Here is a 24,793-nt window from a genome sequence, read left to right as displayed (position 1 = left end):
TGTGACGTAGATCAGCCGCGTGTCTTGCCACGCGGTCGCTGGACGCGGCGACGGCGGAGGGCCACGCTGAGCCCATGGACGTCCACCGCGTCTCCTCCGCGGGGCTGTCGACGCACGACCGGTCCGAGCTCGACGACCTGCTCGGCTGCGCCGACGGCTTCGTGTGGGTCGACGTACCGCGCTGGGACGACGAGGCCGAGGCGCTGCTCCGCGACGGGCTGGGGTGCCACCCGCTGGTGCTCGAGGCGTGCCGGCAGCGCAACCACGTGCCCACGGTGCACGCCTACGAGAACCACTGGTTCGTCACCGTGCACACCCCGCTGCTCGGCCCGGCCGGGCACGTGCACCTGCTCGAGCTCGACCAGATCGTCGGGCGCCGCTACCTGGTGACGGTGCACGGCCCGCTGAACCCCGCGGTGGACCCGGCCGAGGCGCTGACCGAGACCGAGGCCGTGCGGCGGCGGATCGCCGCGGGCCGGTTCGCGCCGGTCTCCGCGGCGGAGGTCTCCTACGCGCTCGGCTCGGCGGTGGCCCGCCGCCACCGGGGGCTGATCGGGGCGGTCGCCGAGCGGCTCCCCGACATGGAGCAGCAGGTGATGACCGGCGACTTCCGGCAGCCCGAGTCGCTCCTCGAGCAGCTGTTCCTCATCCGGCACGAGCTGATCACCGCGCGCACCATGGCCGCGCAGACCCACGACGTCTACGCCCGGCTCGCCTCGCTGGAGCGGTTCGTCCCGGCCGAGGACCAGGGGTACGCGCGCGACCTCGCCGAGCAGTTCGACCGGGTCCGCTCGATCGGCGACGGGGAGTCGCAGTTCCTGTTCGGGGTGACCGACCTCTACCAGACCCGGGTCAGCACCAAGATGACCGTGGCGATGGAGCGCCTGGCGGTGATCGCGGCGATCACCCTGCCGGTGACCGCGATCGCGTCGATCTTCGGCATGAACGTGATCGTCAACGACCACACGCAGTGGCTCCAGCTCTTCGTCGTCCTCGCCGTGATGCTGGCGATCAGCGCGATGCTGCTGCGCTGGGCGCGGCGGCAGGGCTGGTGGTGAGCGCGGTCAGCGGTACTCGGGGTTGGCGAAGTCGAACCTCGCCCCGGCGTCCCACGCCACCCGCTGGTTGCCGTACGCCGGGATCCCGCCGGCGTCCCTGAGCATCTTGGCGAAGTGCATCAGGTTCCACGTCATGAACGTGGTGTTGCGGTTGGTGAACTCGTTCTCCGGCCCGCCGCTGCCGGGGTCGAGGTACGACGGACCGGGGCCCGCCTCGCCGATCCACCCGGCGTCGGCCTGGGGCGGGATCGCGTAGCCGATGTGCTGGAGGCTGTAGAGGATGTTCTGGGCGCAGTGTTTGATGCCGTCCTCGTTGCCGGTGATCAGGCAGCCGGCGACCTTGCCGTAGAAGAGGTACTGGCCCGCGTCGTTGACCAGGTGGGACAACGCGTAGAGCCGCTCGATCACGCGCTTGGTGACGCTGGAGTTGTCGCCCAGCCAGATGGGCCCGGCGATGACCAGGATGTCGCTGTCGAGGATCCGCGGGTAGATCTCGGGCCAGGCGTCGCGGCCCCAGCCGTGCTGCGTCATGTCGGGGTAGACGCCGGTGGCGATCTCGTGGTCGACGGCCCGCAGCTCCTCGACCTCCACGCCTTGGCGGCGCATGATGCCGGCGCTGACGTCGACCAGGCCCTGGGTGTGGCTCATCTCCGGGGACTTCTTCAACGTGCAGTTGACGAAGAAGGCCCGCAGCCCGCTGAAGTCCCAGGTCGTGTCGCCGGTCATGGTCGATTGTGTGCGGACGCGCAGATCGGTGGCAATGGCCCGTGTTACCGGGTCCTCGCCCCCGCTCTGGGTCGGTCGGGCTACGGCTGGGTGCGGGACTCGCGGGAGCGGTGCACGCTGACCGCGTAGCCGGCCGCCGGGTCGTACGGGTCGCCGTCCCAGGTGGACAGCCGCTGCACGAGCTCGAGGCCGGCGGCGGCGCAGGCGTCGTCGTACAGCTCGAGCGGGGTGACCGGGCACCGCGCCGGGAGGTGCGCCCGGTCGAGGCCGAAGCCCGCGACCAGCAGCCCGTCCGGGCCGAGCAGCGCCGCGACGGAGGCGACCGCGGCCGGCACCGTGCCCTCCGCGAGCAGCGGGACCACGTTGCCGGCGAGCACCACGAGGTCGAACCCGGTCGCGCCGCCGAGGTCGTCGGCGCGCAGGCCCGCCAGGTCGGCGGTGAACCAGGGCAGGTCGGGGGCGTGCTCCCGGGCGACGGCCAGCATCGACTCGTCCACGTCGGTGCCGACGCAGTCGAAGCCCAGCTCCGCCAGCCGGATCGCCACCCGGCCGGTGCCGCAGCCCGCGTCGAGCACCTTCGCCCCGGCGGGCAGCAGCGCGGCACACAGGTCGGCCTCGTCGTGCACGTGGTGACCCTGCTGCGCGAGCGCGGCGAACCGGGCCGCGTAGTCGGCACCGGTGGCGTGCCCGGTCAGCTCGGACCAGCGGGTGCGCGGTGCGCCTTCGGGGGCCCGCCCCGGGGCGGCGTCCGGGTCGTCGGGACCGGTCATCGGCTCGCCCGCTCAGTAGTAGTACGGGAACGGGGACCAGTCGGGCTCGCGCTTCTCCAGGAAGGAGTCGCGGCCCTCGACGGCCTCGTCGGTCATGTAGGCCAGGCGCGTGGTCTCGCCGGCGAACAGCTGCTGACCGACCAGCCCGTCGTCGATCAGGTTGAAGGAGTACTTCAGCATCCGCTGGGCGGTCGGCGACTTGCCGTTGATCTTGCGGCCCCAGTCGAGCGCCACCTTCTCCAGGTCGGCGTGCGGCACGACGGCGTTGACCATGCCCATCCGGTGCGCGGCCTCGGCGTCGTACTCGTCGCCGAGGAAGAAGATCTCCCGGGCGAACTTCTGGCCGACCTGGCGCGCGAGGTAGGCCGACCCGAAGCCGCCGTCGAACGAGCCGACGTCGGCGTCGGTCTGCTTGAACCGGGCGTGCTCCGCGGACGCCAGGGTCAGGTCCGCGACGACGTGCAGGGAGTGGCCCCCGCCGGCGGCCCAGCCGGGGACCACGCAGATGACGACCTTCGGCATGAACCGGATCAGCCGCTGGCACTCGAGGATGTGCAGCCGGCCGAGCTGGGCCTTGTCGACGGTCTCGGCGGTCTCCCCCTCGGCGTACTGGTAGCCGGCGCGGCCGCGGATCCGCTGGTCGCCGCCGGAGCAGAACGCCCAGCCCCCGTCGCGCGGCGAGGGACCGTTCCCGGTGAGCAGGACGCAGCCGACGTCACTCGACGTCCGGGCGTGCTCGAGGACGCGGAGCAGCTCGTCGACCGTGTGCGGGCGGAACGCGTTGCGCACCTCGGGCCGGTCGAACGCGATCCGCACCGTGCCCTGGTCGACGGCCCGGTGGTAGGTCAGGTCGGTCAGGTCCTCGAACCCGGGGACCGGCTTCCAGGCGGAGGCGTCGAAGATCTCGGAGACGGAGTCGGCTTCAGGCATGGCCGCAGGCTACCGGCCGCCCCCGTCCCCCTCGTCGAGACGTCAGTCGTGCGGCGTTCAGGCGTCACTCGTTCCGCGTCGAGGAGTCAGTCGTGCGGCGTCGAGAGGTCAGTCCGTACGGCGGTGCAGGAGCTGTTCCAGCGACAGCGGGTCCCGGCCCGTCAGGCGCCGGACGTCGTCGGAGGCCCGCGAGGCGTAGGTCTCCGCGACCGACTCGTCCTCGAACCGGTACGTCCGGCCGAGGCACGCCGTCATCAGCCCCGCCCGTGCGGCTCGAGCCAGCCGGACGGGTCGGGCCCGGCCGGCACGATCCGGTTCGGGTTGATCTGGTCGTGCGTCCGGTAGTAGTGCCGCTTGATGTGGTCGAAGTCGACGGTGTCACCGAAGCCCGGGGTCTGGAACAGGTCGCGCGCGTAGGCCCACAGCACCGGCATCTCGCTCAGCTTCTGCCGGTTGCACTTGAAGTGGCCGTGGTAGGCCGCGTCGAACCGGACCAGGGTCGTGAACAGCCGGACGTCGGCCTCGGTGAGCTGCTCCCCGACCAGGTAGCGCCGGTCGGCGAGCCGCTCGCCAAGCCAGTCGAGCCGGTCGAAGAGCCGGACGAAGGCCGCCTCGTAGGCCTCCTGGGTAGAAGCGAAGCCACAGCGGTAGACCCCGTTGTTGACGTCGCGGTAGACCAGCTCGTTGACCGCGTCGATCTCCTCGCGCAGCGGCGCCGGGTAGAGGTCGGGCGCGCCCTCGCGGTGGAAGGCGCTCCATTCGGTGGAGAGGTCGAGGGTCAGCTGCGGGAAGTCGTTGGTGACCACGAGCCCGGACTCGACGTCGACGAGCGTCGGCACCGTCACCCGGCCGGCGTACGACGGGTCGGTCCGCAGGTAGGCCTCGGAGAGGTAGCCGATGCCGAGCACCGGGTCGCGGCCGTTCTCGTCGAGGCTGAACCGCCAGCCCCGCTCGTCGCGCAGCGGGTCCACGGTGCCGAGCGAGATCGCCGTCTCCAGACCGAGCAGGCCCCACACGATCCGGGACCGGTGCGCCCACGGGCAGGCCCGCGACCAGATCAGCCGGTAGCGGCCGGCCTCGACCGGCCACCGCGCACCAGGCGCGTTCGAGGGGCGGTCGGTGAACCGGTTGCCCTGCCGCCGGAACGACCCGGACCGGTCGGTCTCCTCCCCGAACTGCGCGACGCTCCCCCCGGCCGTCACGTCAGCCGGCCTTCGCGATGGAGACCGCCAGTGCCGCGAGGTGTCCGAGCCGGGCCAGCTCGGAGTCGAGGATCTCGGGCCCGCCGCGGCGGCCGAAGACGACCAGCTCGTCGTGGTCGCCGAGGGGCGCGGCGGCGACCAGCGTGGAGGTCCACCGCTCCCACTCCTCGGGAACCTCGAGGGTCGCCGGCCGGGTCAACGGGAACCAGGCCGCGCCCTCGACCAGGTCGGGGGCGGCGGAGGTGCCGTGCAGGATCTTCACGCCGCCGTCGGTGCGGCGCACCCGGATCCCCCAGTCGGCGCGGAACGTGATCGGCAGCAGGTCGATCAGCTCGTCGAGCGCGGCAACCGGGTTCGCGGTGAGCGCCTCCACGGCCTCGAGGTCGAGGAACAGGTTTCCCCCGGCGGCGTACCGGGAGATCCAGATCACCTCGACCCCCTCGAGCTGCTGGCAGGCGGAGATGATCGAGTCCGGCATCACGCCGGGCGCGGTCTCGAGCAGCACGTCGTCGACGGCCGTCCCGGCGGGGCGCTTCTCGACGATCTCGATCGCCTCGATGTCGCCGCCGGCCTCACCGATCGCGGTCGCGACGCGACCCAGTGACCCGGGGACGTCGGGCAGCTCGACGCGCAGCAGGTACGGCATGGGGTCAGCCCCTCTCGAGGTCGGCCGCGTCCCCGGTCCGGACGGTCCCGGCGTTCACGACCACGGCGTCCACCCCGAAGGTGATCTCGCCGTCGCCACGACGATATCCCGCGAGGGTGCCGAGAACGTCCGCGTCACGCCGACCGGTTTCCGGGTTCAGGTCCACCACCGCGCAGCGCGGCACGATCCCGCGCACGAGCACGGTCGCCTCGCCCACGCGCAGCTCGCGGCCGACCCAGGTGTCCTCTACGTGGGGGTCGTCCCCGGCGTCGAGCAGGAGCGTCGACCGGAACCGTGCGCTGTCCACGACTCCCCCGGCGCCGAGCCTCTCGCCGAGCAGGCGCATCGAGGCGGTGGTCAGCACGGTCACCGAGGCGCCGTACACGATCTCCCCGGCGTTGACCGAGCGAGCCAGGACGACGTCGTACCCGAGGAAGTCCGAGAACGCCTCGGACCACGGGCCGCCGACCACCTCGGTCTCGGCGCCACGCCCCCAGTAGTCGACCTTGAGGGTCTCGCCGGTCGGCTCGGGGCTGCCCTCGAGCGTGCGGTCGGGGAGGTGCACCGAGAGGACGCCGGCGTCCCACCGCGCCGCCGTCCGGAGCAGGGACGGGTTCTCGACCGTGCGCAGCACGCGCCCGCGGGCGGGGTCGACGAGACAGAAGACGCGGTCGCCCACGGGCCCGGTCGCGGTCAGCTCGGCGGTGCCGTGGCTGCGGTGCCGGCCGCCCTTGAGCGGGGTGAACCCGATCCTCTCGATGCGCATGGCTTCACGATGCCACGAGCCGGTTTCCTCGCTGTCTCCCCGTCCACGAGGTGTTCACCCCGACTCCTCGCGCGCCACCGGTCGGCCCATCGGGAACCGGCCCACCACCTCGTAGCGTGGGCGGTTCCGCGGCCCCTCCCCCAGGTGCGACTGCACCAGCGACACCGTGTCGGCGGTCCAGGTGGGGCCCCGGTAGGCGTCGAGCACCCGCACCCACTTCGTGACGTCGAAGGGCCGGCCGATCCGGGCGAGCGTCACGTGCGGGTGGAAGCGTCCTCCCCCGGCCTCGGCACCGGCCTTGTTCGCCGCCGCCCGCGCGCCGGTCGCCAGCCGCCGCATCTCCTTCCCCTCCTCCGGGAGGTCGAGCCCGGCGTAGAGCACCTTCGCCCGGCCGGGGTGGGGGAAGGCCCCGCCGCCGGTGACGGTGACCCGGAAGGGGGTACGCCGCGCGGCGGCCCGGGTCAGCCGTTCGAGCAGGTCGTCGAGCGAGCGGTCCTGGACCTGGCCCATGAACGCGAGCGTGACGTGCCAATGCTCCCGGACGGTCCAGCGCAGCCCGGAGTCGACCTCCTGCCGCGGCACAAGGAACTCCGCGAGGTCCTCCAGCGCGTCCTCCGGCGGGATCAGCGCGACGAACATCCGCATGCGTCCACGCTAGCCTCGGCTCCATGGCGCCCGAAGGTCCCGTGGACTACCGCTTCCTGCTGGCCAACGAGCGCACCTTCCTGGCCTACGTCCGCACCGCCCTGGCGCTTCAGGTGGCGGGGCTCGGCGTGCTGCAGTTCCTCACCCAGGCGCGCGGCGGGCTGCGGGTCGTGCTCGGCGTGCTGCTGGTGGGGATCGGGTCGTACGTCGCGCTGACGGGGTACCTGCGGTTCCGCGACAACGAGCGGTCGATCCGGGCCGGCGCCGAGATGCACACCGCCCGTTCCACGACGCTCCTCGCCGCCGGCGTGGTGGCGATCCCGCTCGTGGCCGCGCTGCTGCTGACGCTCCTCTAGAGCCCGAACGACCTCCGCACGGCGTGCGCCGCCCGGCGCCCCGACACCAGCGCGCCCTGGAGCGAGGCGGTGTCGCGGTGGTCGCCCGCGACGTACACCCCGCCGCCGAGGTCGACCCGCTGCCGCAGCGGGACACCGGGCCGCTGCTCGGGCAGCGCGTGGGCGACGTGGTGCCGGACGACGAGGTCCCAGGCCCTGGTCGGCTGGCGGTACATCCGGGCCAGGTGGGCCCGCACCGCGGCCTCGTCGGGGATGCCGTCCGGGCCGCGGCCGGCGAGCGTGGTCGCCTGCACGAGGTGACGGCCGGGCGGCGCGTACGACGGCGCGACGTTGCTCATCACGGCGGTGTTCACCACGGGGCCGCTGCGCGCCGGGTCGAGCACCAGCAGGTCGAGCGAGGTCGGCGGCGTGTCGCAGGCGAACCACCAGGTCACGAGCCCCTTCATCGCCACCGGGGGAAGGCCGGCGAGGTCCCCAGCGGTGACCGGGTCGGCCGCGACCACGACCGTCCGTGCGTCGCGCTCGACGTCACCGGCCCGTACGGCGACGCCTCCGGAGGTGCGTCGTACCGCCTGCACCGCCGCGCCGGTGGTGACCTTGCTCTTCAGCTCGGCCGCGATCTGCCCCGGCAGCGCGGACATGCCGAGCGCCGGGACACCGGGCGTGCCGCGCAGGAACGACCGGACCAGCAGCCGCACGAAGGTCGCGGAGGTCTCGCCGCGGTCCTCGGCCACGACGCCGGTGATGAACGGCTCGAACAGCTCGTCACGGACCCGGCCGTGCACGCCGTGCCGGTCCAGCGACGCGGCGAGCGGCTCGTCCTCCCCGGCGAGCAGCCGCGGGACACTGCCGAGGGCGGGCGCGGCCCAGGCCGCGAGGCGGACGAGCTCGGCGGGGCGGGCGTACCCGCTGCGCAGGGTCTGCAGCATGTGGCCCGGCGAGCGTCGCGGGTCCTCGACGACACCGAAGCCGTCCGGCCCGGCGAGCGCGGCACCCGCGGCGAACTGCCGAAGCTCGAGCGCCCCGACGTCGACCAGGTCGCGTAGCGCCGGGTAGGCGGGGTTGACCAGCTGGAAGCCGCGGTCGCAGCGGAAGCCGTCCACGACGTCGGTGCGGACTCGGCCGCCGACCGCGTCGGAGGCCTCGAGCACCTCCACCTCGAGCCCGGAGCGCTCCAGCTCGCGGGCGCAGGTCAGGCCCGCGATCCCGGCACCGACGACCACCACGTCCACCATGCCGTCACTATGGCAGGCACCACCCGACCGACGGCGTGTGTCCGGAGCCCCGCCTGGGTATACCCCTGGGACGAGACCGACCGATCGCCCGACGCACCCGAGAGGCAGGCCATGGACTGGCTGCTCGACCCTCGGCACCCCGGTGCCCCCGAAGCCGCCGCGTCCGCGGTGGCGGACCACCTGGCCCGCCATGCCGACGAGCACGCGGACGCCACGGGTGCCGACGAGGAGGTCGCGAAGGCGGTCGCCGCGCTGCCCGAGGGCGAGCAGACCGTGTGGCTGCACCTCGACTGGACCGCGTCGCGACCCCGGCTGACCCTGCGGCCGGTCGACGTCGCTCCGGACGCGTTCCCGGGCAGCACCGACGACGCGCCCGAGGGGCTGCGGCCGGTGAGCGGCGCGCACCGCGCGCAGCTCGACGAGGGGGCCGGTACTGCCCTCGCGTCCCTCGACCTCGACGTGCCCCGGCGTGTGGGACTCCAGTTCGACCCGGAGGTGGGGGTGCTGGCCGGGCTCGACATCGACCCGGAGCGCGACGGCGCGGCCGCGGTGGCGGTAGCCCTCGCGGCGGCCGGCGAGGCCCACCCCGTCGGCTCCCCGGAGCAGGTGGCCTCGGTCGCGGGGGCGGTGCTCTCCGACGCCTCCCTCGACCACGAACCCGCGGACCTGCGGGAGGTCACCGACGCGTTCGTCCGGGCCCACGCGGCGCTGGGCGGTACGCCGACCGTGGTCTCGCGGTCCGAGGACCGGGCCGAGCTCGTCATCGAGCGGTGCCCCTTCGGCTCCAACGTGGACCACGCCCCGTCGCTGTGCCGCGTCACGCAGACCATGGCGGGCCGGCTGGCCTCCCGCGTGCAGGGCGAGGCGACCGTCGTACTCGACGAGACCATCGCGCAGGGTGACCCCGCCTGTCGGCTCCAGGTGATGCTGGGCCCGGCCCCGGACGACGTCGCCGGCAACACCTACCACTGGCCGCCGGCGGGGACCGCGGCGTTCGACGACGACCCCGCTCCGCGGCTGGAGCTGACCGTGTCGCTGCCGCGGGAGAGCCACAGCGTGCCCGTCGTACGCCGGCTCGCGGCGCAGGCGCTACGAGCCTTCGGGGTCACCGACGAGGACATCTCCGACGTCGAGCTGGCGATCACCGAGGCCTGCGCGAACGTGGTCGACCACGCCGTGGAGAGCGACAGCTACGAGGTGGACATCGAGCTCGCCGCGGACCGCTGCGCGCTCACCGTGATCGACCGGGGCGGCGGCTTCGACGCGACCGTGGTGCAGGACCAGGAGGACGACGACGCCGAGCACGGCCGCGGCATCTCGCTGATGCGGGCGCTGGTGGACAACGTGAACTTCGCCAACGAGCCGCAGGTCGGCGCCGTGGTCCACATGGTGAAGGAGCTGACCTACGACAGCTCCCACCCGCTGCACAGCGCCTCGAAGCGCTGACCTCCCGCCGCGTGAGTTCCGCCGCCGGCGGCAAAGGCGGCGGCGGCCGGAGTAGCGTGAAGTCACGAGACTCGAGAGCATCGGCATGGCTGGCCGCCGGGTCACACGGTCGTGACCTGCTGGGCGTCGTGCCTGCTTCGCGATGACTAGGGGGACCGGCGATGAACGAACATCCCGCCGATATCGCCGAGGCGCTGGCCGAGGCGGCACGCGACATCAACAAGCCCCAGACGCTCGAGGAGACTCTCGCGGCGATCGTGCGCGCGGCGCAGCGCTCCGTGCCGGGCTTCGACCACGTCGGCATCTCCATCACGCATCGCGACGGCAAGATCGAGACCCTGGCGGCGACCGACCCCATGGTGCTGCGGCTCGACGAGCTGCAGTACGAGCTGGGCGAGGGGCCCTGTCTGGACGCCATCCGGGAGGCGCCCGTCGTGATCGTCGAGCACGCGGAGCACGACCAGCGGTGGCCGCGCTACATGCCGCGGGCCGCGCCGATCGGGCTCCGGGCCCAGCTCGCGCTCCAGCTGTACAACGACGAGGGCACCATCGGCGGCCTGAACCTGTACTCGACCCGGTCCCCCACGGTGGAGCCCGACGCGGTCCGGGTCGCGGAGCTCTTCGCCTCGCACGCCGCCATCGCGCTGGGGCGTGCCCGTCGCGAGGAGCAGCTCAACGACGCGCTGGTCACGAGGAAGGTGATCGGACAGGCGATCGGGCTCACCATGGAGCACTACCAGATCACCGAGGACAGGGCCTTCCTCTTCCTCGTCCGTGCGTCGCAGACCAGCAACATGAAGCTCCGCGACGTCGCGCAGAACGTGGTGGACATGGCCAACGATCGCTTCGCGCCGCGGGACTGACGCCGGGTGGCGCGGCCCGACCCTCTGCGCCGCGCGGCGCGGGCTCGCGGGCACCGTTCTCCACCTGACTAGCCAGGAGCGATCCGCATGTTTACGGGTCTCATCGAGGGGAACTCGTTTCGTTAAGCGACCGGGACGACTGCCGTCGACCCACGGTCCGCGTCCCGGCCGGAACCGATGCAAGGATCCGCCATGCTGAACCAGACCAGGTGGCACCACGAGCACGCCTGGCCCCCCGAGCCGGGCAGCGTCCGGCAGGCCCGGAGGTTCGTCTCGGACCTGCTGCGAGCCCACGGGCTGGGTCGGGTCGAGGTCGAGACCCTCATGGTCGTGAGTGAGCTGGCCACGAACGCGGTCGTCCATGCGCGGACGACGTTCTCGGTCGAGGTGGCCTACGCGAACTGCACGCTGACGGTGACCGTCCATGACCGGTCCGAGGTGATGCTGCGCCCTACGGACAGCGGACCGCTGGCGTTGGGAGGTCGTGGTCTCTTCATCGTGGGACAGTGCTCGAGCGAGTGGGGAGCGCAACTCGACGAGGGCCGACGCGGCAAGGCGGTGTGGGCTCACATCCCGGTCACCACCGGGACACGGGAATCGTGTCCCGGCACCGAGTCCGCGAACGGCGCCCGCAGCCAGGACACCCCCGCGGTCTCCGGACGAGTCGGGTCAGAGCGGCACGTCGGGGACAGGCCCGGTTCGGGTTATGTTGGGCCCATGGACCCGATCGGCCGCAACAACGTCAGGGTTTCCGGGCGTCCGACAGGCCGGCCCCTCGTGTTCGCCCACGGGTTCGGCTGCGACCAGCACATGTGGCGGCTCGTCGCCCCCCACTTCGAGGACCGCTTCAAGGTCGTGCTCTTCGACCATGTGGGAGCAGGCGAGTCGGACATCTCGGCGTACGACGTCGGTCGCTACTCCTCGCTCGACGGGTACGCCGCCGACGTGAACGAGATCTGCCAGGAGCTCGACCTGGAGGACGTGGTGTTCGTCGGCCACTCGGTCTCGGCGATGATCGGCATGCTGGCCGCGCTGCAGGATCCCGGCCGCTACGCCCAGCTCGTCATGGTCGGCCCGTCCCCGCGCTACATCGACGACGACTCCTACGTCGGCGGCTTCTCGCGCGAGGACATCGACGGGCTGCTCGAGTCGCTGGACAGCAACTACCTCGGCTGGTCGAGTGCGATGGCGCCGGTGATCATGGGCAACCCCGACCGCCCGGAGCTCGGCGAGGAGCTCACCGCGAGCTTCTGTCGCACGGACCCCGACATCGCCCGCCGTTTCGCCGCCGTGACGTTCCTCTCCGACAACCGAGCAGACCTCGGGCGGGTCGACGTACCCACCCTGGTCCTGCAGTGTTCGCAGGACGCCATCGCTCCGGTGGAGGTCGGGCAGTACGTCCACGACGCCATTCCGGGCAGCACCATGGTGATGCTCGACGCGGTGGGCCACTGCCCCAACCTCAGCGCACCGGCGGAGACCACGTCGGCGATCGCAGCCTTCGTGAACTCGTGACCGGATGACCGTGGTGAACCGTCCCCAGGCCGACCGCGAGGCGTTCTTCAGGGCCCTCCGGGAGAACGACCCGCAGACGCTGTACGACCGCGCGCCGTGTGGGTACCTCTCCACCACGCCCGACGGAACCATCGTCAGCGTCAACCGGACCTTCCTGTCGTGGACCCACTACACCGCCGAGACCCTCATCGGGCAGCGAACGTTCGCGAGCCTGCTCAGCGCGGGTGGACGGATCTACCACGACACCCACTACGCACCGATGCTGCGGATGCAGGAGAACGTGCGGGAGATCGCGTTCGAGGTGGTCACCGCGGACGGAGGGCGGCTCCCCGTCCTGGTCAACGCCGTTCTGGATCGAGATGCCGAGGGGCAGCCCGCCGTCGTCCGCGTCGTGCTGCTCGACGCCACGGAGCGGCGGGAGTACGAGCGCGAGCTGCTGCGGGAGAAGCAGCGAGCCGAGGAGTCAGAGGCCCGGGCTCGCACCCTGGCACGCACGCTGCAGCAGACCCTGATCCCACCCCACCCGCCAGAGATCCCCGGACTGGACGTGGCTGCGGCCTACCGGCCCGCGGGCACCGGCGAGGAGGTGGGCGGTGACTTCTACGACGTGTTCCAGATCGGCGAGGTGGACTGGGTCGTCGTCCTCGGCGACGTGTGCGGCAAGGGCGTCGACGCCGCGATTCTGACGTCGCTGGTCCGGCACACGCTGCGCGCGGTCACGGTACGACTCCCACGGCCGGCCGACGCGCTCATGGCCTTGAACCAGACCCTGCTGACCCACCACACGGACCGGTTCTGCACTGTCGCCCTGCTGCGCCTCCGACGAGTGGAGGGGACCTGGTGGCTGTCCATGAGCCTGGGCGGGCATCCGCAGCCGCTGCTCCTCTGCCCCGGAGGACCCTCGAGGACCGTCGGCGAGCCGGGCAGCCTGGTCGGGGTCCTCAGCGCTCCGGACTTCCGCGATACGCATCTCGAGCTCGCCCCCGGCTCGACCGTCGTGCTGTACACCGACGGCGTCACGGAGGGGCGTCATGGCGACGAGCTGTATGGCGACGCACGGCTGCGAGCCACGGCCGAGGCCCACGACGAAAGGCCCTCGGCGGTCGTCGAGGCGGTCCTCGCCGACGTGCTCGCCTTCCAGAGCTGCAGCCCTCGTGACGACATCGCTCTCGTGGCACTCGGTGTGCCCGACCTCTCCTAGAGCGGGTCGCGTGACACCACGCGCTCGAACTTTGGCTGACACCGGGTCTTGGGCACGCTGCGCGTCGGGTGACGCTCTGAACAGCAACGGGCCCCGGCTCTGGGCCGGGGCCTGTTGCTGCTAGGGGTGCGGCGTCTGACTGCCTAGCTGACAGGAACGGTCACCGTGTCGGAGACGACCCCGTCCTCGGTGAGCGTGATCGTGGCGCTGGTGAACTCCACGTCGATCACGTTGGCCGTCCACGAGTCGTTCGGGCACGAGCCAGCTGGCGCATCCGTCTCGTTCGTCTCCACCGAGTACTTGAACTGCCCGTTTCGCGGTGTGGGCAGTTCGTCTGAAGAGCCTTCCGCCGTGAAGTCGAAGTCCTGCCCGGGCGCGACGTTCCCGCCGGGGTTGGTGCATTCGACCGAGGCGACTCCGTCTGCCTCGACGGTGATCTCAAACGTGGTCCCGCCGAGGCCGGCTACCTTGCCGCTGCACTGCACCGTGGTCCCGGTGTCTCGACAGGTCTGGGTCTGGACGAAGTGGCCGCTTTGCGCAAGCGCGGCCGTGGGAAATCCCAGGGCCACCGCCAGGGCCACGATGGTGATGCCTAGAAATCGCTTCATGAGATGAGTCCCCGTTTCTTGGGTTGATGATGATTCGTGTGTCGGAAGGAATCGAATGCTGTGCTTGTGGCGTGGATTCGACAACCGCAGTTGCCTGAGCTCTGAAAAGGGTGCGTCGGAGCTGGGAAGCGCCAGTTCTTCGCTCGGCATGGGTCGTCACGGCGAAGGCGGCTCGCGACAACCAGCGTGGATACGGTCTGGATTACGGTGCGCCAAAGTTCTCACCCCCCGAGACGCCTGTTCTGACCTTCAGTGCGTCACGCTGCTGCCGGTCCTGGTGGACCCGTACTGCAAGCGGACCGCCAAAACGTAAAGGCGGACCCGAGGGCGAAAACATGGCCTCTATTGAGGGCCGATGCGGCTTCACACAAAGGGGGGTAACTGTTGCTGAACGACCAGATGTCATCATCCGAACCCGGCGAGGAACACCACAAATCCCGGCAACTCATCCGCTATGTCGCTTCGCTGACTAGTTCGCATTCACTAATGCGTCGCCGGGCCGTCTCAGACTTCGGCGAATTCCCGGAGATTCCGACAGAAGCTCCATGCCCGCCCAAAAAACGGCGAGATCCAGCAGCCATCTGCGCACGACTTCTCGGTTCTCGGACTGTGACTCTTATCCGCTGACGGGCCGGCCGAAGGCCTCGATCTCCACCTCCGCCTGCAGCCCCTTCAGGGCGCCGAGCCGTGCGCCTGCGAGCACCGCCGAGACGGAAGTGAGGTGCTCGGTCTCCGCTGAGAGGACGTGAATGGGTCGACCGGTCGACCGGGAAGTTCGGGATGGGGACGCCGGCAAAGCCCGCCGTCGAGTGGCCGACTCTCACTGACGTCGGTGGGGGGCAGGATCGGGGCGAAGGTCCCCCGCGTTGGGTGACTTCTCGCCCTACCAAGGGGGCTGTTCGACGTCGACTGTTGAGTCATCCTTTCAGGGACCTTCCCTGGAGACCTCAATCCAGTTTGGAGATGACTCTGATGATGGGTTGGGATGGTGGCTGGGGGGTTGGTGGCTGGCTGGGAATGAGCCTGATGATGCTCGTCGTCTGGGGCGTTCCGATTGCGCTCGTGGTGTGGCTGATCCTCGGTAACTTCCACCCGGGCCAAACCGCACGCTCGACGCCTCGGTCTAGCGCCGACCAGATTCTGGCTGAGCGGTACGCACGCGGCGAGATCGACGAGGAAGAGTTCACCCGGCGCAGTGAAGTGTTACGCCAAGGATCGAGGGCTCTGTCGTAGTGCGGGAGAAAATCCAGCCGCGTTAGAGCTGCCCTGCGCGGCGATGATGGCCAGCATGATGCGGCACGGTAGTTCGGGCGCCCCGAACGAGACACCGGCCGAGCGGATCCTGGCCGAGCGGTTGGCTCGTGGCGAGATCGAGGTGGAGGAGTACCGACGCCTTCGCGACGCACTGCACAGGGCCAGCGGTCCGACAGCGGACGCAGAGAACTTCAGTCGTCTCATGCAGAGGGTGAGCGCCGACGGCATGCTCCCGGAGACGTACGACCCCAACAGCGGTGACTGGCTCGCTCGACACTGGTTCGCCTGGCCGGGCTCGCTGGTGGGGTTGCTCCACGCCACCATCGACGGCCGGGGCCCCTGGGTCGCCGCACGCGCGCCGCGAGGATGAACCGGACGTCGTGAACCGTTCGAGGCTTTAGTCGAGGTGTCCGTTGCGCAAGGCAACGCGGCCAGGGTCGGCGACAGCGGAAGCCGGGCTAGGAGCGTGGCCTGGATAGCGTGTTGCTGAGCCTCGGGGTGCCCCCGCGCACCACGATGGACATCGTTGGCCACTCGACGATCGAGATGACGATGAACGTCTACGCGCACGTGTCGCTCGACGACAAGCTCGGACCTCTTCGAGGAGGAGGCGGAATGAGCGCGTTGGCGTCACGCGTTGGTGTCAGCCGACACCTCGTGGTCGAAGTCCGCGCCGGGCAGCCCTGGGAAAGCAAGAAGCCCAGGTCACGGGGGATAGACCTGGGCTTCTTGCTGCGCGCGCTCGGAGGGATTCGAACCCCCAACCTTCTGATCCGTAGTCAGATGCTCTATCCGTTGAGCTACGAGCGCCGGCCGATTGGGCGTGTGAACTCTAGCGCGAAGGGGCGCCGATGATGAAATCGGGCGGTCGCGAACACCCGCCGCGGAGACCACGGACCGCCTCGAACGGCACCCCCCGCGAGTGCCGTACGGGGATAGGTCTTTTGGGTGCGAAAGCACCACACTCACTGGACAAAAGTGCAGGTCAGAGGGCCAATGCCCCCCGTTCGAGAGACGCCCGTCACACCCTTGAACGTTCCAATGGCAGGCCCCGAAAGCCTGTGAGTACATTCACTAGCACTCCTACTGCGCCGCAGGAACCTGCGGCGTACGTTGAGGGCACCAAAAATCGCTGCAACGAAGCGGCGATCCAAGAGAAGAACTCCACGACACCCCATCGACACGCTCGATGGCCGGGCGGCGCTTCACACGCCACCGCGATGCGCGAGAGGGAACGGTAGGCCATGACCGCCGACACTGCGTCGATCAGCAGCCAGGACAACCAGAGTGCGCCCACGACCCATGAGGGCATCCTCAACTGGGTCAACGAGGTCGCCGAGCTCACCCAGCCAGACACCGTTCACTGGTGCACCGGGTCCGACGAGGAGTGGGTCGAGCTGACCGACGCCCTCGTGGAGACCGGGACCTTCGTGCGCCTGAACGCGGAGAAGAAGCCCAACTCGTTCTGGGCCGCCTCCGACCCGACGGATGTGGCGCGCGTCGAGGACCGCACCTACATCTGTTCGGTCGACGAGAAGGACTCCGGGCCCACCAACAACTGGATGGACCCGAACGAGATGAAGGCCATCATGACCGACCTCTACCGGGGGTCGATGAAGGGCCGGACGATGTACGTCATCCCCTTCGTCATGGGCCACCTCGAGGCCGAGTCGCCGATGTTCGGCGTCGAGATCACCGACTCGGCGTACGTCGTCGCCTCCATGCGCGTCATGGCCCGCATGGGCACCAACGTGCTGCGCCGCATGGAGGAGGTCGACGCCAAGTTCGTCCCCGCCCTCCACTCCGTCGGCATGCCGCTCGAGCCGGGCCAGCAGGACGTCGCCTGGCCGTGCAACGACACCAAGTACATCGTGCAGTTCCCCGAGGAGCGCGCGATCTGGTCCTACGGCTCCGGGTACGGCGGCAATGCCCTCCTCGGCAAGAAGTGCTACGCCCTGCGCATCGCGTCCGTCATGGCCCGCGACGAGGGCTGGCTCGCCGAGCACATGCTGATCCTCAAGCTGACCAGCCCCGAGGGCGTCGTGAAGTACGTCGCCGCCGCGTTCCCGAGCGCCTGCGGCAAGACCAACCTCGCCATGCTGGCACCGACCATCCCGGGCTGGAAGGTCGAGACCCTCGGCGACGACATCGCCTGGATGCGTATCGGCGAGGACGGCCGGCTCTACGCGGTCAACCCGGAGTTCGGCTTCTTCGGGGTCGCGCCGGGCACCAACGAGAAGACCAACCCCAACGCCATGCGCACCATCGAGCGCGGCAACTCAGTCTTCACCAACGTCGCGCTGACCGACGACGGCGACGTCTGGTGGGAGGGCATGGGGAACACCCCGGCCCACGCCACCTCCTGGAAGGGCCAGGACTGGACGCCCGACTCCGAGGAGCTCTCCAGCCACCCGAACAGCCGGTACTGCACCCCGATCAAGCAGTGCCCGATCCTGGCACCGGAGTACGACGACCCCAACGGTGTCCCGATCGACGCCATCCTCTTCGGTGGCCGCCGCAAGACGACCATCCCGCTCGTGACCGAGGCCCGCGACTGGACCCACGGCACCTTCATGGGCGCGACGCTGTCCAGCGAGACGACGGCCGCCGCCACCGGCGCGGTCGGCGTGGTCCGCCGTGACCCGATGGCGATGCTGCCGTTCATCGGCTACAACGCCGGCGACTACTTCAACCACTGGATCACCGTCGGCAAGGACAACGACGCCGCCAAGCTGCCGAAGATCTTCTACGTCAACTGGTTCCGTCGCGACGAGGACGGCGGCTTCCTGTGGCCCGGCTTCGGAGAGAACAGCCGGGTCCTCAAGTGGATCCTCCAGCGCATCGACGGCCAGGCCGAGGCGACCGAGACCCCGATCGGCCACGTGCCGACCCCGGAGGCGCTCGACACCGACGGTCTGGACATGACCGAGGCGGACCTGGCCCAGGCCCTGGAGGTCGACGTCGAGGAGTGGAAGGCCGAGATCCCGCAGATCACGGAGTGGTTCGAGAAGTTCGGCGACAACCTGCCGGCCGTTCTCTGGACCGAGCTCGACGGCCTCAAGGCGCGACTCGGAGTCTGACAGCGACGCTGTCATCGGAGACACGGAAGGCCCCGTCCCCTGTGGACGGGGCCTTCTTCGCGCCTCACCCACGACCTGGGCTCATCTGAGGCATACTTGCGCGGGTAAAGGACGAGGGAGGATGCGTGGCTGCACGGTACGGCCCTGAGGAGCGAGAGCTCTTGGAGACGCACGCGAGCCGTATCTATGCCAACGCAGTGGCTCACGGGCACCTCGACGCCGAAGATCCCAGGCTGCAAGAGGGGTCGGAACTTCGTCCGGCCCTCGAGCTTCTGATCGATATCGGCTTGCTTCGCTTCGACGATGAAGCGACTCAGTATTACCCCGTTGACCCTGCTGAGGTGCAGTCACGGGTGGTGGTCCCCCTCGGACAGCAGGGTGCGGACCTCCTCACCGAGTCAGCCCGATGGGCAGGCGTCTTTACGAACCTCGGTCAGACGTACCGAAAGTCCCCGCATCTGTCCTCTCGGCCCATCACCGAGGTCCGGGGCTTCGCCAACATCAACAGCTACATCCAGGCCGCAGTCAGCGACTGCCGCAAGGAGCTGCTGACCGCCCAGCCGCACGGCCGACGTCCGGCTCCGCAGCTGGCTCTGGCGGTCAACCGGGACATCCAGGCCCTGAACCGCGGTATCAAGATGCGCACGCTCTACCAGCACTCTGCGCGCCAGAGCCCCGCGACGCGTGAGTACGTCGGAGAGGTCACCCAGCACGGTGCCGAGGTGCGCACCCTCGACGAATTCTTCAACCGGCTCATCGTCGTCGACCGCTACGTCGCGATCATCCCTGGGGCAGCCGGCGACCACGTCGCGATCGCGATCCACGATCGGTCCCTGATCGACTACCTGGTCGACATCTTCGAACGCTCATGGGAGCGGGCACGCCCATTCACGGCTCATGACGCCAAGAACGAGCGGAGCATCGCCTCGGATGTCCGCGCGATGACCATCCGTCTCCTCGTCGAGGGTCACAGCGACCCGGCCAGCGCCAAGCGCCTCGGAGTCAGCACACGCACCTACGCCGGGTACATCGCGGCCCTCAAGGACGAGTACGGCGTGCAGACACGCTTCCAGCTCGGGCACGCCATGGGCGCTGCCGCTACCGACGCAGATGCCGTAGACCCGACGGCAGGCGTCGAGTCCGAGGCTGCCGAAGAGAATGCGTCCAGCGACACATAGGGCATAAATAAGCGAGGGCAGATCATGTGCAATACATGTCTGCCCTCGCGAGGTTGAGACAGGCCGGGGGGATGGCACTGGGATCGAGGAGTCGGGGGGGATGACTCCGTCGTCCCTGTCTCAAACTATGTGGCGCACGGCCTTGGCCGGCGCATCTTTGTGCCGCTCGCCCGAGATCGAGCGCTACACGTCACGGTCAGCCGGTCGGCCAGCCCGTGTCCTTCAGGACCGAGGTGTCACCGCTCTTGGCGCCCGTCGGCCAGCCGGTGTCGTTCTTAGCCTGAGCAGGACCGGCAAGCGATCCGGTCAGGATGACAGCCGAGGCCAGAGCGCCTGCAATGATCCTGGCTGCGAACCGCGTCTTCTTCATCGGTCAACCTCTTGGGTAGTTGGTGCGGAGCCACGAGGACTGTGGCCTGTATCTAGTGTCAGGCACGCACGCCACTTCGGCCACCAAACGAACCCTCATGAGTGTGCACTGCATTTTTCTGCAGAACCGGCGTTTTCCTGCGAAACCCAGTGCGGGGGAGGACAATGTCTCGGCGCATGCCGCAGCTGCAGCGCAAGCCACCCGCACGGCAGGGCAGGGAGCGGTGTCGAGCCCCAGAGACTCGATCTCGACGCGGACAAAGAGGCTTGATCCGACGCCACATACTTACGCACCCAAACCGGCGGTGCAACCACCCATTCAGCCCGGTTTTCGCAGATGACAAGGCCATGCCGGGACAGATCATGAGGAACCCGGTCAGGCCACCCCGCATGAGCCGCCCAGGTTGCACAAACTTGCAACACCTATCCTGCTGTGGATGCGGCAACGACTCGGACGGATCCTGATCCTCGGCCTGGCCTGGGCGTTTCTCGCGGTCCCGGTGAGCCTGCTCGCCTTCGCCAACAGCTCCGAGTCGACCAACATCGCCAGCCACGACGCGGTCGTCTCCCCCACGTTCGACGGGTACGCCACGCTCGACCTCGGCCCGTACCTGCCGAACCTGCGCTACCCCACCGGCTATGCGCTCGGCGCCGATGTCCGGCTCGGAAAGACCAACCTCAGCAGCTACGAGGCACTGATCCAGCGCTACGCGGTGATCGGCAGCCAGCCCGAGGGCGAGATCGCCAAGCTCCGCTCCGCGCTCTCCGCGATGGCCGTGGACAGTGCGGTCACCGGCGCCCTGATCGGCCTCCTCGGCCCCGCCGCCCTGGTCGCCCTCGGCCGGCGCCGTCGCGAGGAGCTGTTCCACCACCTCACCCCCCGCCGGGTCGGGTACGTCGGCCTGGCCGGCGTCGTGGTCGCCGTCGCGGTGCTCCAGCCCTGGAGCCGGCGCGGAGACGAGTCCCGGCTGCAGGGCGAGGACTGGGTCTCGGTCGCCGACGAGCTGCCGGACGTGCCCGTGCCCGAGGAGGCCGAGCGGCTCGAGATCGAGAGCGGCCTGATGACCACCGGCACCAAGCGGCTCGCCGAGAGCGCCTTCGACAGCTACCGCCGTAGCGTCGCCTTCTACGAGAAGGTCGTGGCCGCCACCCCCGAGCTCGCCGACCAGCTGCACCGGCCCGGCGACGACGAGACCGTGGCGCTGCTCGTCAGCGACCGGCACGACAACATCGGTATGGATGCCGTCGCCCGCGCGATCGCCGACCAGGGTGGCGCGACCATGCTCCTCGACGCCGGGGACGACACCTCGACCGGCAGCCCGTGGGAGGCGTTCAGCCTGGACTCGCTCCACCAGGCGTTCCGTGACTACGACCATCTCTTCGCCGTCGCCGGCAACCACGACAACGGCGACTTCGTGCCCACCTACCTCGACGACCTCGGCTTCACCACGTTCGAGGGCGAGCTCGTCGACGGTCCCGACGACATCCGGCTCCTGGGCTCCGACGACCCGCGCAGCAGCGGGCTCGGCAGCTGGCGCGACGAGGTCGGGCTGTCCTTCGGCGATCACGCCGAGCGGGTGGCCGACGATGCCTGCGCGTACGACGAGGACGGGGAGCGGGTCTCCACCCTCCTGGTGCACGACGCGAACACCGGCCGCGACGCCCTCGCGCGCGGCTGCGTCGACCTCGTCGTCGGCGGGCACATCCACGCGCAGCTCGGGCCGACCCGGGTGGTCGGTGAGAACGGCAGGGCCGGCTACACCTACACGAACGGCACCACCGGCGGCGCGGCGTACGCGGTGGCCATCGGCAGCAAGCTGCGCCGCGACGCGCAGGTGACCCTGGTGACCTACCGGGCGGGACGGCCGGTGGGCCTGCAACCGGTCACCGTGCGCACCGTGGGCGACTTCGTGGTGGGTCCGTACACCGAGCTCGACCTGGGCGACGAGGCCGCGGAGGCCCTGCCCGGCCCGGAGACGACGAACGACCCCTCCGGAGACGAGTCTCCGTAAGGGGCCGTTCGGGTCTGGCGGAGGTGGCGGGATTTGAACCCGCGAGAGGGGGTAACCCTCAACCCGCTTAGCAGGCGGGCGCCATAGGCCACTAGGCGACACCTCCAGACAGCGAGGCACAGGCTACCTGCGCGCGCCTCGCCGGGGCCAATCGGGACCCGGCTCAGTTCAGCCGGCGGTACCCGTGCCCCTTGTTCAGGTGGACCTGGAGGTCCTTGACGAAGGCGTCGGGGCTGCCGGCGAGGGCCCGCACCGGGATCGTCGTCGTCCGGCCGTCGCGCAGCCGGAGCACCACGCACCGCTCGTCGGCCACGGTGGTGGCGACCACGTCCTCGACGTCCTTCCACCGCGCCTGCTTCACCCCCGCGCCGCGCACGAAGCGCACCTGGTAGCCCTCGTCGTCGAGCCGGACCACGGTGCCGTTGCGGGTCAGCAGGGCGCCCCCGACGAACACCGCGACGACCGCGAGGACGACGCCCACGGTCAGCACGACCACGGGCAGCGCGAACAGCCCGACCGCGGCGGTGAGCAGGAAGACCAGCACGCCGAGGCCGGCCAGGAAGAACCCCAGCAAGCGGGCGATCAGGGGCTGGGAGAATCGATAGTCGGAGGCCACGTCGTCGATTAGACCCAATACCGCCGACCGCGGCCAAATGGCGGGGTCATGGCCCTTGTCACAAGACTGTGGCCGGGGTCACACTCAAGATCCACCCCTCATCTTCCCCCGTGGCCGGAGGTGGTTCCCGTGACCGGTTTGGAACACGCGATCATCGGGCTCCAGCAAGCCCTCGACTCACCCCGCCGCCACCACATGTGGCGATGGCTGGTGCGGCACCGGATGGCAGGCGTCAAGGAAGCGCTGGCGCGCGAGTACAGCCGTGGCGGGGACGCCTGGCTCGCCGCACGCCAGGCCGCCCTGCTCCGTGAGCGCGACGCCCTGCTGCGCAAGCTCGGCGTGCTCGGCCCGACGGTGCTCGAGGCGCCGGACGTGGAGCCGGTGCGCCGCGACCTCAAGCGGCTCGTCGCCGACCTCGAGCACCACCGGCAGCGGCTCAGCGACCTGGTCTACGACACCGTCTCGCTCGAGATCGGCGGCTCGGAGTAGCCCACTGCCGACCAGGGGGAACGCCCGGACCCTCCGTGGGTCTGAAGCGTCCCCGCTCCGTCGCGCGAACGCGGTGACGCCGGCCCTCCCGCGAACGGTGGGCCGGCGTCTGCCTGGCAGAGGGGGCGGGATTCGAACCCGCGGCTGACATCTCTGCCAGCGACCGCTTTCAAGGCGGTTCCGATCGGCCGCTCCGGCACCCCTCCTGGACGAGCCCGCGAGGACCCGCACGGTGCAGCAGTCTAGGGGACGGGCTCAGAGGTCGAGCGTGACCAGGACGTCGCCCTCCTGGACCACGTCGCCCTCGCCGACCTTGACCGCGGTGACGGTCCCGGGCGCCTCCACGAGGACGGGGATCTCCATCTTCATCGACTCCAGCAGCACCACGGTGTCGCCGGCCTCGAGCCTGTCGCCGGGGGCGACGACCACCCGCATCACGTTGGCCACCATCTCGGCGACGATCTCTGCGGTCTTCGGGTCACGGGCCATGAGCCGGACGGTACACGCGCCGCCCGATTACCCGCAGGTACGACGGGGAACGGTCGGGGCCGCGCGGGACGGGCCCGTCCGTCTCACAGCAGGGGCTGCATCCGGCCCGGCTCGGGACGGTGGGCCCGGGCCTCCTCGAGCCGGCGGGCCCGGCGGCCACGGGGGCCGGTGAGGAACAGGTCGGCGCGGATCACGACGTACCCGAGGAGCAGCCCCAGCACGACGCCGTACAGCAGGGTCAGCCCCGACTCGAGCACCGAGACGTCGGGGTCGAGCATGGAGACCGTCACCGCGGCGAGGCCGGCCGCACCGAACGCGCAGACCCACCAGCCCTGGCGCCGACGGGCGCGGGTGGAGATCCCCCAGGCCAGCGCCGGGAAGCCGAGCAGCACCTCGATCGGCCGCGGTACGGCGCCGAGGGTGTCGCGGACCACGTCGACACTGCTCTCGATGCCCTCGATCAGCGCCGGGGAGCCCCACTGTCCGAGCGCCTCGGTGTAGGCGAGGGTGACCGTGAGCAGGCCGACGCCGCCGACGATCATCACCAGTCCACGCTTGCCGAGGCCGTGCAGACCGGCGCCGAGCCGGTAGACCAGCCCGAGCGCGCAGAGCAGGGAGAGGCCGAGGACCAGGTAGCCGGTGCGCTCGAGAGACAGCTCGGCCTCGTAGGCCTCCGCGGCGAACCCGCCGACGACCGCGACCGCGACCGCGACGAGGACCTCACGGACCACGCCGACGAAACGCGCCGCCGGGACCGTGGACATCACGCCGAGCACGGCGGCGAGCACGGCGGTGCCGACGGCGGCGCCGGCGAGCAGGATCGGCACCTGCGACAGGACGGCGGCCAGGGCGAGTGCGAGGGCCAACCCGCCGCTGAGCAGCGGCCGGCCACCGGTGCGGGCGGCCAGGCCGAAGGCGTAGGCGGTGGTCAGCGTGACCGCGCCCGCGGTCGCGACGACGTCGGGCACGGACAGGTCCGGTATCCAGTGGGTGGCGACCGCCGCGGCACCGGCGAGGACGGTGAGCAGCCACAGCCCCTTCATCGCCCTGACGGTGAGCCGGGCGGCCAGGGACCGCTTCGGCTCCGCGGGAGGGACGCCCTGGACGCGGGGGGTGACCTGGGGCGCGATCAGCGTCGGCGGCTCGGGAACGGCCTCGGGGGCCGGGGAGCCGGCAGGTTCCTGCGGGTCCTGCTGGTCCCGGGCGTCGACGCCGGTCCGGTCCTGCCGGTCCGAACGGCTGCGTCGGGGCTTCGGCTCCGGCACCGCACGCCGGCGACCAGGCTTCTGGTCAGCACGCACCACGGTCAAACCCTCACGACGACGACGATGGCGTCAGA

The 24,793-nt window shown here is 70.4% G+C and carries 26 protein-coding genes and 3 tRNA genes; 12 read left to right on the top strand and 17 right to left on the bottom strand.

Features of this window, described 5'->3' with window-relative positions:
- Positions 1–74: 74 nt before the first annotated feature.
- A complete protein-coding gene (locus K1X13_RS05875; protein ID WP_221024038.1) occupies positions 75–1,058 on the top strand; it encodes a magnesium transporter CorA family protein in 984 nt (327 codons plus the stop codon).
- Between the two features lie 6 nt (positions 1,059–1,064).
- Here the strand turns inward: K1X13_RS05875 and K1X13_RS05870 are convergent, their stop codons facing one another.
- From K1X13_RS05870 to thpR, 8 genes are all read right to left on the bottom strand, one after another.
- The gene (locus K1X13_RS05870; protein WP_221024037.1) at positions 1,065–1,784 is read right to left on the bottom strand and encodes a flavodoxin family protein; all 720 of its coding nucleotides are present in this window, start codon (positions 1,782–1,784) and stop codon (positions 1,065–1,067) included.
- Positions 1,785–1,864: 80 nt separating this feature from the next.
- On the bottom strand, positions 1,865–2,554 hold the full coding sequence (locus K1X13_RS05865; RefSeq protein ID WP_221024036.1) for a class I SAM-dependent methyltransferase: 690 nt from the start codon (positions 2,552–2,554) through the stop codon (positions 1,865–1,867).
- A 12-nt stretch (positions 2,555–2,566) separates the two neighbouring features.
- On the bottom strand, positions 2,567–3,484 hold the full coding sequence (locus K1X13_RS05860) for a 1,4-dihydroxy-2-naphthoyl-CoA synthase (protein ID WP_221024035.1): 918 nt from the start codon (positions 3,482–3,484) through the stop codon (positions 2,567–2,569).
- 108 nt (positions 3,485–3,592) lie between these two features.
- Positions 3,593–3,739: a hypothetical protein gene (locus K1X13_RS05855; RefSeq protein ID WP_221024034.1), complete on the bottom strand. Its 147-nt coding sequence runs from the start codon at positions 3,737–3,739 to the stop codon at positions 3,593–3,595.
- Positions 3,739–4,686 (bottom strand): glutathione S-transferase family protein, encoded by a 948-nt coding sequence (locus tag K1X13_RS05850; RefSeq protein ID WP_221024033.1) that lies wholly within the window; start codon positions 4,684–4,686, stop codon positions 3,739–3,741. Before K1X13_RS05850 ends, K1X13_RS05855 begins: the two co-directional genes overlap by 1 nt.
- A 1-nt stretch (position 4,687) precedes the next feature.
- Positions 4,688–5,332 (bottom strand): ACT domain-containing protein, encoded by a 645-nt coding sequence (locus K1X13_RS05845; RefSeq protein ID WP_221024032.1) that lies wholly within the window; start codon positions 5,330–5,332, stop codon positions 4,688–4,690.
- Positions 5,333–5,336: 4 nt separating this feature from the next.
- Positions 5,337–6,098, bottom strand: a complete 762-nt coding sequence (locus K1X13_RS05840; protein ID WP_221024031.1) for an MOSC domain-containing protein — start codon at positions 6,096–6,098, stop codon at positions 5,337–5,339.
- A 54-nt stretch (positions 6,099–6,152) separates the two neighbouring features.
- Positions 6,153–6,743, bottom strand: coding sequence for an RNA 2',3'-cyclic phosphodiesterase (thpR, locus tag K1X13_RS05835; RefSeq protein WP_221024030.1), 591 nt, complete (start codon positions 6,741–6,743; stop codon positions 6,153–6,155).
- 23 nt (positions 6,744–6,766) lie between these two features.
- Between thpR and K1X13_RS05830 the strand changes: the two genes are divergently transcribed.
- Entirely contained in the window at positions 6,767–7,099 is a 333-nt protein-coding gene (locus tag K1X13_RS05830; RefSeq protein WP_221024029.1) for a YidH family protein, read from the top strand.
- On the opposite strand, the gene K1X13_RS05825 is transcribed toward K1X13_RS05830, so the two are convergent.
- Positions 7,096–8,334 carry a flavin monoamine oxidase family protein gene (locus K1X13_RS05825; RefSeq protein WP_221024028.1) on the bottom strand — a complete coding sequence of 413 codons (1,239 nt, stop codon included), beginning with the start codon at positions 8,332–8,334 and terminating at the stop codon, positions 7,096–7,098. The genes K1X13_RS05830 and K1X13_RS05825 overlap by 4 nt on opposite strands.
- Positions 8,335–8,445: 111 nt before the next feature.
- Between K1X13_RS05825 and K1X13_RS05820 the strand changes: the two genes are divergently transcribed.
- The 4 genes from K1X13_RS05820 to K1X13_RS05805 all read left to right on the top strand — a co-directional run bounded on the left by K1X13_RS05820 (position 8,446) and on the right by K1X13_RS05805 (position 13,359).
- Positions 8,446–9,780 (top strand): ATP-binding protein, encoded by a 1,335-nt coding sequence (locus K1X13_RS05820; protein WP_221024027.1) that lies wholly within the window; start codon positions 8,446–8,448, stop codon positions 9,778–9,780.
- 161 nt (positions 9,781–9,941) lie between these two features.
- Positions 9,942–10,643, top strand: a complete 702-nt coding sequence (locus tag K1X13_RS05815) for a GAF and ANTAR domain-containing protein (protein ID WP_221024026.1) — start codon at positions 9,942–9,944, stop codon at positions 10,641–10,643.
- A 192-nt stretch (positions 10,644–10,835) separates the two neighbouring features.
- Positions 10,836–12,158, top strand: a complete 1,323-nt coding sequence (locus tag K1X13_RS05810; protein WP_221024025.1) for an alpha/beta fold hydrolase — start codon at positions 10,836–10,838, stop codon at positions 12,156–12,158.
- 13 nt (positions 12,159–12,171) lie between these two features.
- Entirely contained in the window at positions 12,172–13,359 is a 1,188-nt protein-coding gene (locus K1X13_RS05805) for a SpoIIE family protein phosphatase (RefSeq protein ID WP_221024024.1), read from the top strand.
- A 143-nt stretch (positions 13,360–13,502) separates the two neighbouring features.
- Here the strand turns inward: K1X13_RS05805 and K1X13_RS05800 are convergent, their stop codons facing one another.
- Positions 13,503–13,967, bottom strand: coding sequence for a hypothetical protein (locus tag K1X13_RS05800; protein WP_221024023.1), 465 nt, complete (start codon positions 13,965–13,967; stop codon positions 13,503–13,505).
- Between the two features lie 963 nt (positions 13,968–14,930).
- Between K1X13_RS05800 and K1X13_RS05795 the strand changes: the two genes are divergently transcribed.
- Together K1X13_RS05795 and K1X13_RS05790 are read left to right on the top strand one after the other, a co-directional pair.
- Positions 14,931–15,200, top strand: a complete 270-nt coding sequence (locus K1X13_RS05795) for an SHOCT domain-containing protein (RefSeq protein ID WP_221024022.1) — start codon at positions 14,931–14,933, stop codon at positions 15,198–15,200.
- Positions 15,201–15,423: 223 nt separating this feature from the next.
- Complete coding sequence (locus K1X13_RS05790; RefSeq protein WP_221024021.1) at positions 15,424–15,591, top strand: hypothetical protein; 168 nt, start codon at positions 15,424–15,426, stop codon at positions 15,589–15,591.
- 367 nt (positions 15,592–15,958) lie between these two features.
- Here the strand turns inward: K1X13_RS05790 and K1X13_RS05785 are convergent.
- Positions 15,959–16,031, bottom strand: a tRNA-Arg gene (locus K1X13_RS05785).
- Positions 16,032–16,465: 434 nt separating this feature from the next.
- Between K1X13_RS05785 and K1X13_RS05780 the strand changes: the two genes are divergently transcribed.
- Both K1X13_RS05780 and K1X13_RS05775 read left to right on the top strand, forming a co-directional pair.
- Complete coding sequence (locus tag K1X13_RS05780; RefSeq protein ID WP_221024020.1) at positions 16,466–18,301, top strand: phosphoenolpyruvate carboxykinase (GTP); 1,836 nt, start codon at positions 16,466–16,468, stop codon at positions 18,299–18,301.
- A gap of 125 nt (positions 18,302–18,426) precedes the next feature.
- Complete coding sequence (locus K1X13_RS05775; protein WP_221024019.1) at positions 18,427–19,479, top strand: phospholipase D-like domain-containing protein; 1,053 nt, start codon at positions 18,427–18,429, stop codon at positions 19,477–19,479.
- Positions 19,480–19,675: 196 nt separating this feature from the next.
- On the opposite strand, the gene K1X13_RS05770 is transcribed toward K1X13_RS05775, so the two are convergent.
- Complete coding sequence (locus tag K1X13_RS05770; protein WP_221024018.1) at positions 19,676–19,849, bottom strand: hypothetical protein; 174 nt, start codon at positions 19,847–19,849, stop codon at positions 19,676–19,678.
- Positions 19,850–20,285: 436 nt separating this feature from the next.
- Between K1X13_RS05770 and K1X13_RS05765 the strand changes: the two genes are divergently transcribed.
- Positions 20,286–21,860 carry a metallophosphoesterase gene (locus tag K1X13_RS05765; protein ID WP_221024017.1) on the top strand — a complete coding sequence of 525 codons (1,575 nt, stop codon included), beginning with the start codon at positions 20,286–20,288 and terminating at the stop codon, positions 21,858–21,860.
- A gap of 15 nt (positions 21,861–21,875) precedes the next feature.
- Here the strand turns inward: K1X13_RS05765 and K1X13_RS05760 are convergent.
- Both K1X13_RS05760 and K1X13_RS05755 read right to left on the bottom strand, forming a co-directional pair.
- Positions 21,876–21,966 (bottom strand) — tRNA-Ser (locus tag K1X13_RS05760).
- Between the two features lie 57 nt (positions 21,967–22,023).
- Positions 22,024–22,476 (bottom strand): hypothetical protein, encoded by a 453-nt coding sequence (locus K1X13_RS05755; RefSeq protein WP_221024016.1) that lies wholly within the window; start codon positions 22,474–22,476, stop codon positions 22,024–22,026.
- 129 nt (positions 22,477–22,605) lie between these two features.
- On the opposite strand from K1X13_RS05755, the gene K1X13_RS05750 reads away from it, so the two are divergent.
- Positions 22,606–22,965, top strand: coding sequence for a hypothetical protein (locus K1X13_RS05750; RefSeq protein ID WP_308249413.1), 360 nt, complete (start codon positions 22,606–22,608; stop codon positions 22,963–22,965).
- 114 nt (positions 22,966–23,079) lie between these two features.
- On the opposite strand, the gene K1X13_RS05745 is transcribed toward K1X13_RS05750, so the two are convergent.
- From K1X13_RS05745 to K1X13_RS05735, 3 genes are all read right to left on the bottom strand, one after another.
- A tRNA-Ser gene (locus K1X13_RS05745) sits at positions 23,080–23,171 on the bottom strand.
- Between the two features lie 49 nt (positions 23,172–23,220).
- A complete protein-coding gene (locus K1X13_RS05740; protein ID WP_221024014.1) occupies positions 23,221–23,454 on the bottom strand; it encodes a biotin/lipoyl-binding carrier protein in 234 nt (77 codons plus the stop codon).
- Between the two features lie 83 nt (positions 23,455–23,537).
- Positions 23,538–24,758: a hypothetical protein gene (locus K1X13_RS05735; protein ID WP_221024013.1), complete on the bottom strand. Its 1,221-nt coding sequence runs from the start codon at positions 24,756–24,758 to the stop codon at positions 23,538–23,540.
- Positions 24,759–24,793 lie beyond the last annotated feature (35 nt).

It is taken from the genome of Nocardioides jiangsuensis, assembly GCF_019679455.1.
Lineage (GTDB): Bacteria > Actinomycetota > Actinomycetes > Propionibacteriales > Nocardioidaceae > Nocardioides_C > Nocardioides_C jiangsuensis.
The sequence above is the reverse complement of the archived record's forward strand: the minus strand, read 5'-3'. Positions and strand labels throughout refer to the sequence as shown.

Bases quoted from the DNA above. Each gene is read 5' to 3' on its own strand.
- K1X13_RS05800 (WP_221024023.1), bottom strand. From the start codon at position 13,967: ATGAAGCGATTTCTAGGCATCACCATCGTGGCCCTGGCGGTGGCCCTG.
- K1X13_RS05780 (WP_221024020.1), top strand. From the start codon at position 16,466: ATGACCGCCGACACTGCGTCGATCAGCAGCCAGGACAACCAGAGTGCG.
- K1X13_RS05825 (WP_221024028.1), bottom strand. From the start codon at position 8,334: ATGGTGGACGTGGTGGTCGTCGGTGCCGGGATCGCGGGCCTGACCTGC.
- K1X13_RS05790 (WP_221024021.1), top strand. From the start codon at position 15,424: ATGCAGAGGGTGAGCGCCGACGGCATGCTCCCGGAGACGTACGACCCC.
- K1X13_RS05820 (WP_221024027.1), top strand. From the start codon at position 8,446: ATGGACTGGCTGCTCGACCCTCGGCACCCCGGTGCCCCCGAAGCCGCC.
- K1X13_RS05740 (WP_221024014.1), bottom strand. From the start codon at position 23,454: ATGGCCCGTGACCCGAAGACCGCAGAGATCGTCGCCGAGATGGTGGCC.
- K1X13_RS05795 (WP_221024022.1), top strand. From the start codon at position 14,931: ATGACTCTGATGATGGGTTGGGATGGTGGCTGGGGGGTTGGTGGCTGG.
- K1X13_RS05770 (WP_221024018.1), bottom strand. From the start codon at position 19,849: ATGAAGAAGACGCGGTTCGCAGCCAGGATCATTGCAGGCGCTCTGGCC.
- K1X13_RS05870 (WP_221024037.1), bottom strand. From the start codon at position 1,784: ATGACCGGCGACACGACCTGGGACTTCAGCGGGCTGCGGGCCTTCTTC.
- thpR (WP_221024030.1), bottom strand. From the start codon at position 6,743: ATGCGGATGTTCGTCGCGCTGATCCCGCCGGAGGACGCGCTGGAGGAC.
- K1X13_RS05855 (WP_221024034.1), bottom strand. From the start codon at position 3,739: ATGACGGCGTGCCTCGGCCGGACGTACCGGTTCGAGGACGAGTCGGTC.
- K1X13_RS05765 (WP_221024017.1), top strand. From the start codon at position 20,286: ATGCGGCAACGACTCGGACGGATCCTGATCCTCGGCCTGGCCTGGGCG.
- K1X13_RS05875 (WP_221024038.1), top strand. From the start codon at position 75: ATGGACGTCCACCGCGTCTCCTCCGCGGGGCTGTCGACGCACGACCGG.
- K1X13_RS05815 (WP_221024026.1), top strand. From the start codon at position 9,942: ATGAACGAACATCCCGCCGATATCGCCGAGGCGCTGGCCGAGGCGGCA.
- K1X13_RS05830 (WP_221024029.1), top strand. From the start codon at position 6,767: ATGGCGCCCGAAGGTCCCGTGGACTACCGCTTCCTGCTGGCCAACGAG.
- K1X13_RS05810 (WP_221024025.1), top strand. From the start codon at position 10,836: ATGCTGAACCAGACCAGGTGGCACCACGAGCACGCCTGGCCCCCCGAG.
- K1X13_RS05865 (WP_221024036.1), bottom strand. From the start codon at position 2,554: ATGACCGGTCCCGACGACCCGGACGCCGCCCCGGGGCGGGCCCCCGAA.
- K1X13_RS05840 (WP_221024031.1), bottom strand. From the start codon at position 6,098: ATGCGCATCGAGAGGATCGGGTTCACCCCGCTCAAGGGCGGCCGGCAC.
- K1X13_RS05845 (WP_221024032.1), bottom strand. From the start codon at position 5,332: ATGCCGTACCTGCTGCGCGTCGAGCTGCCCGACGTCCCCGGGTCACTG.
- K1X13_RS05860 (WP_221024035.1), bottom strand. From the start codon at position 3,484: ATGCCTGAAGCCGACTCCGTCTCCGAGATCTTCGACGCCTCCGCCTGG.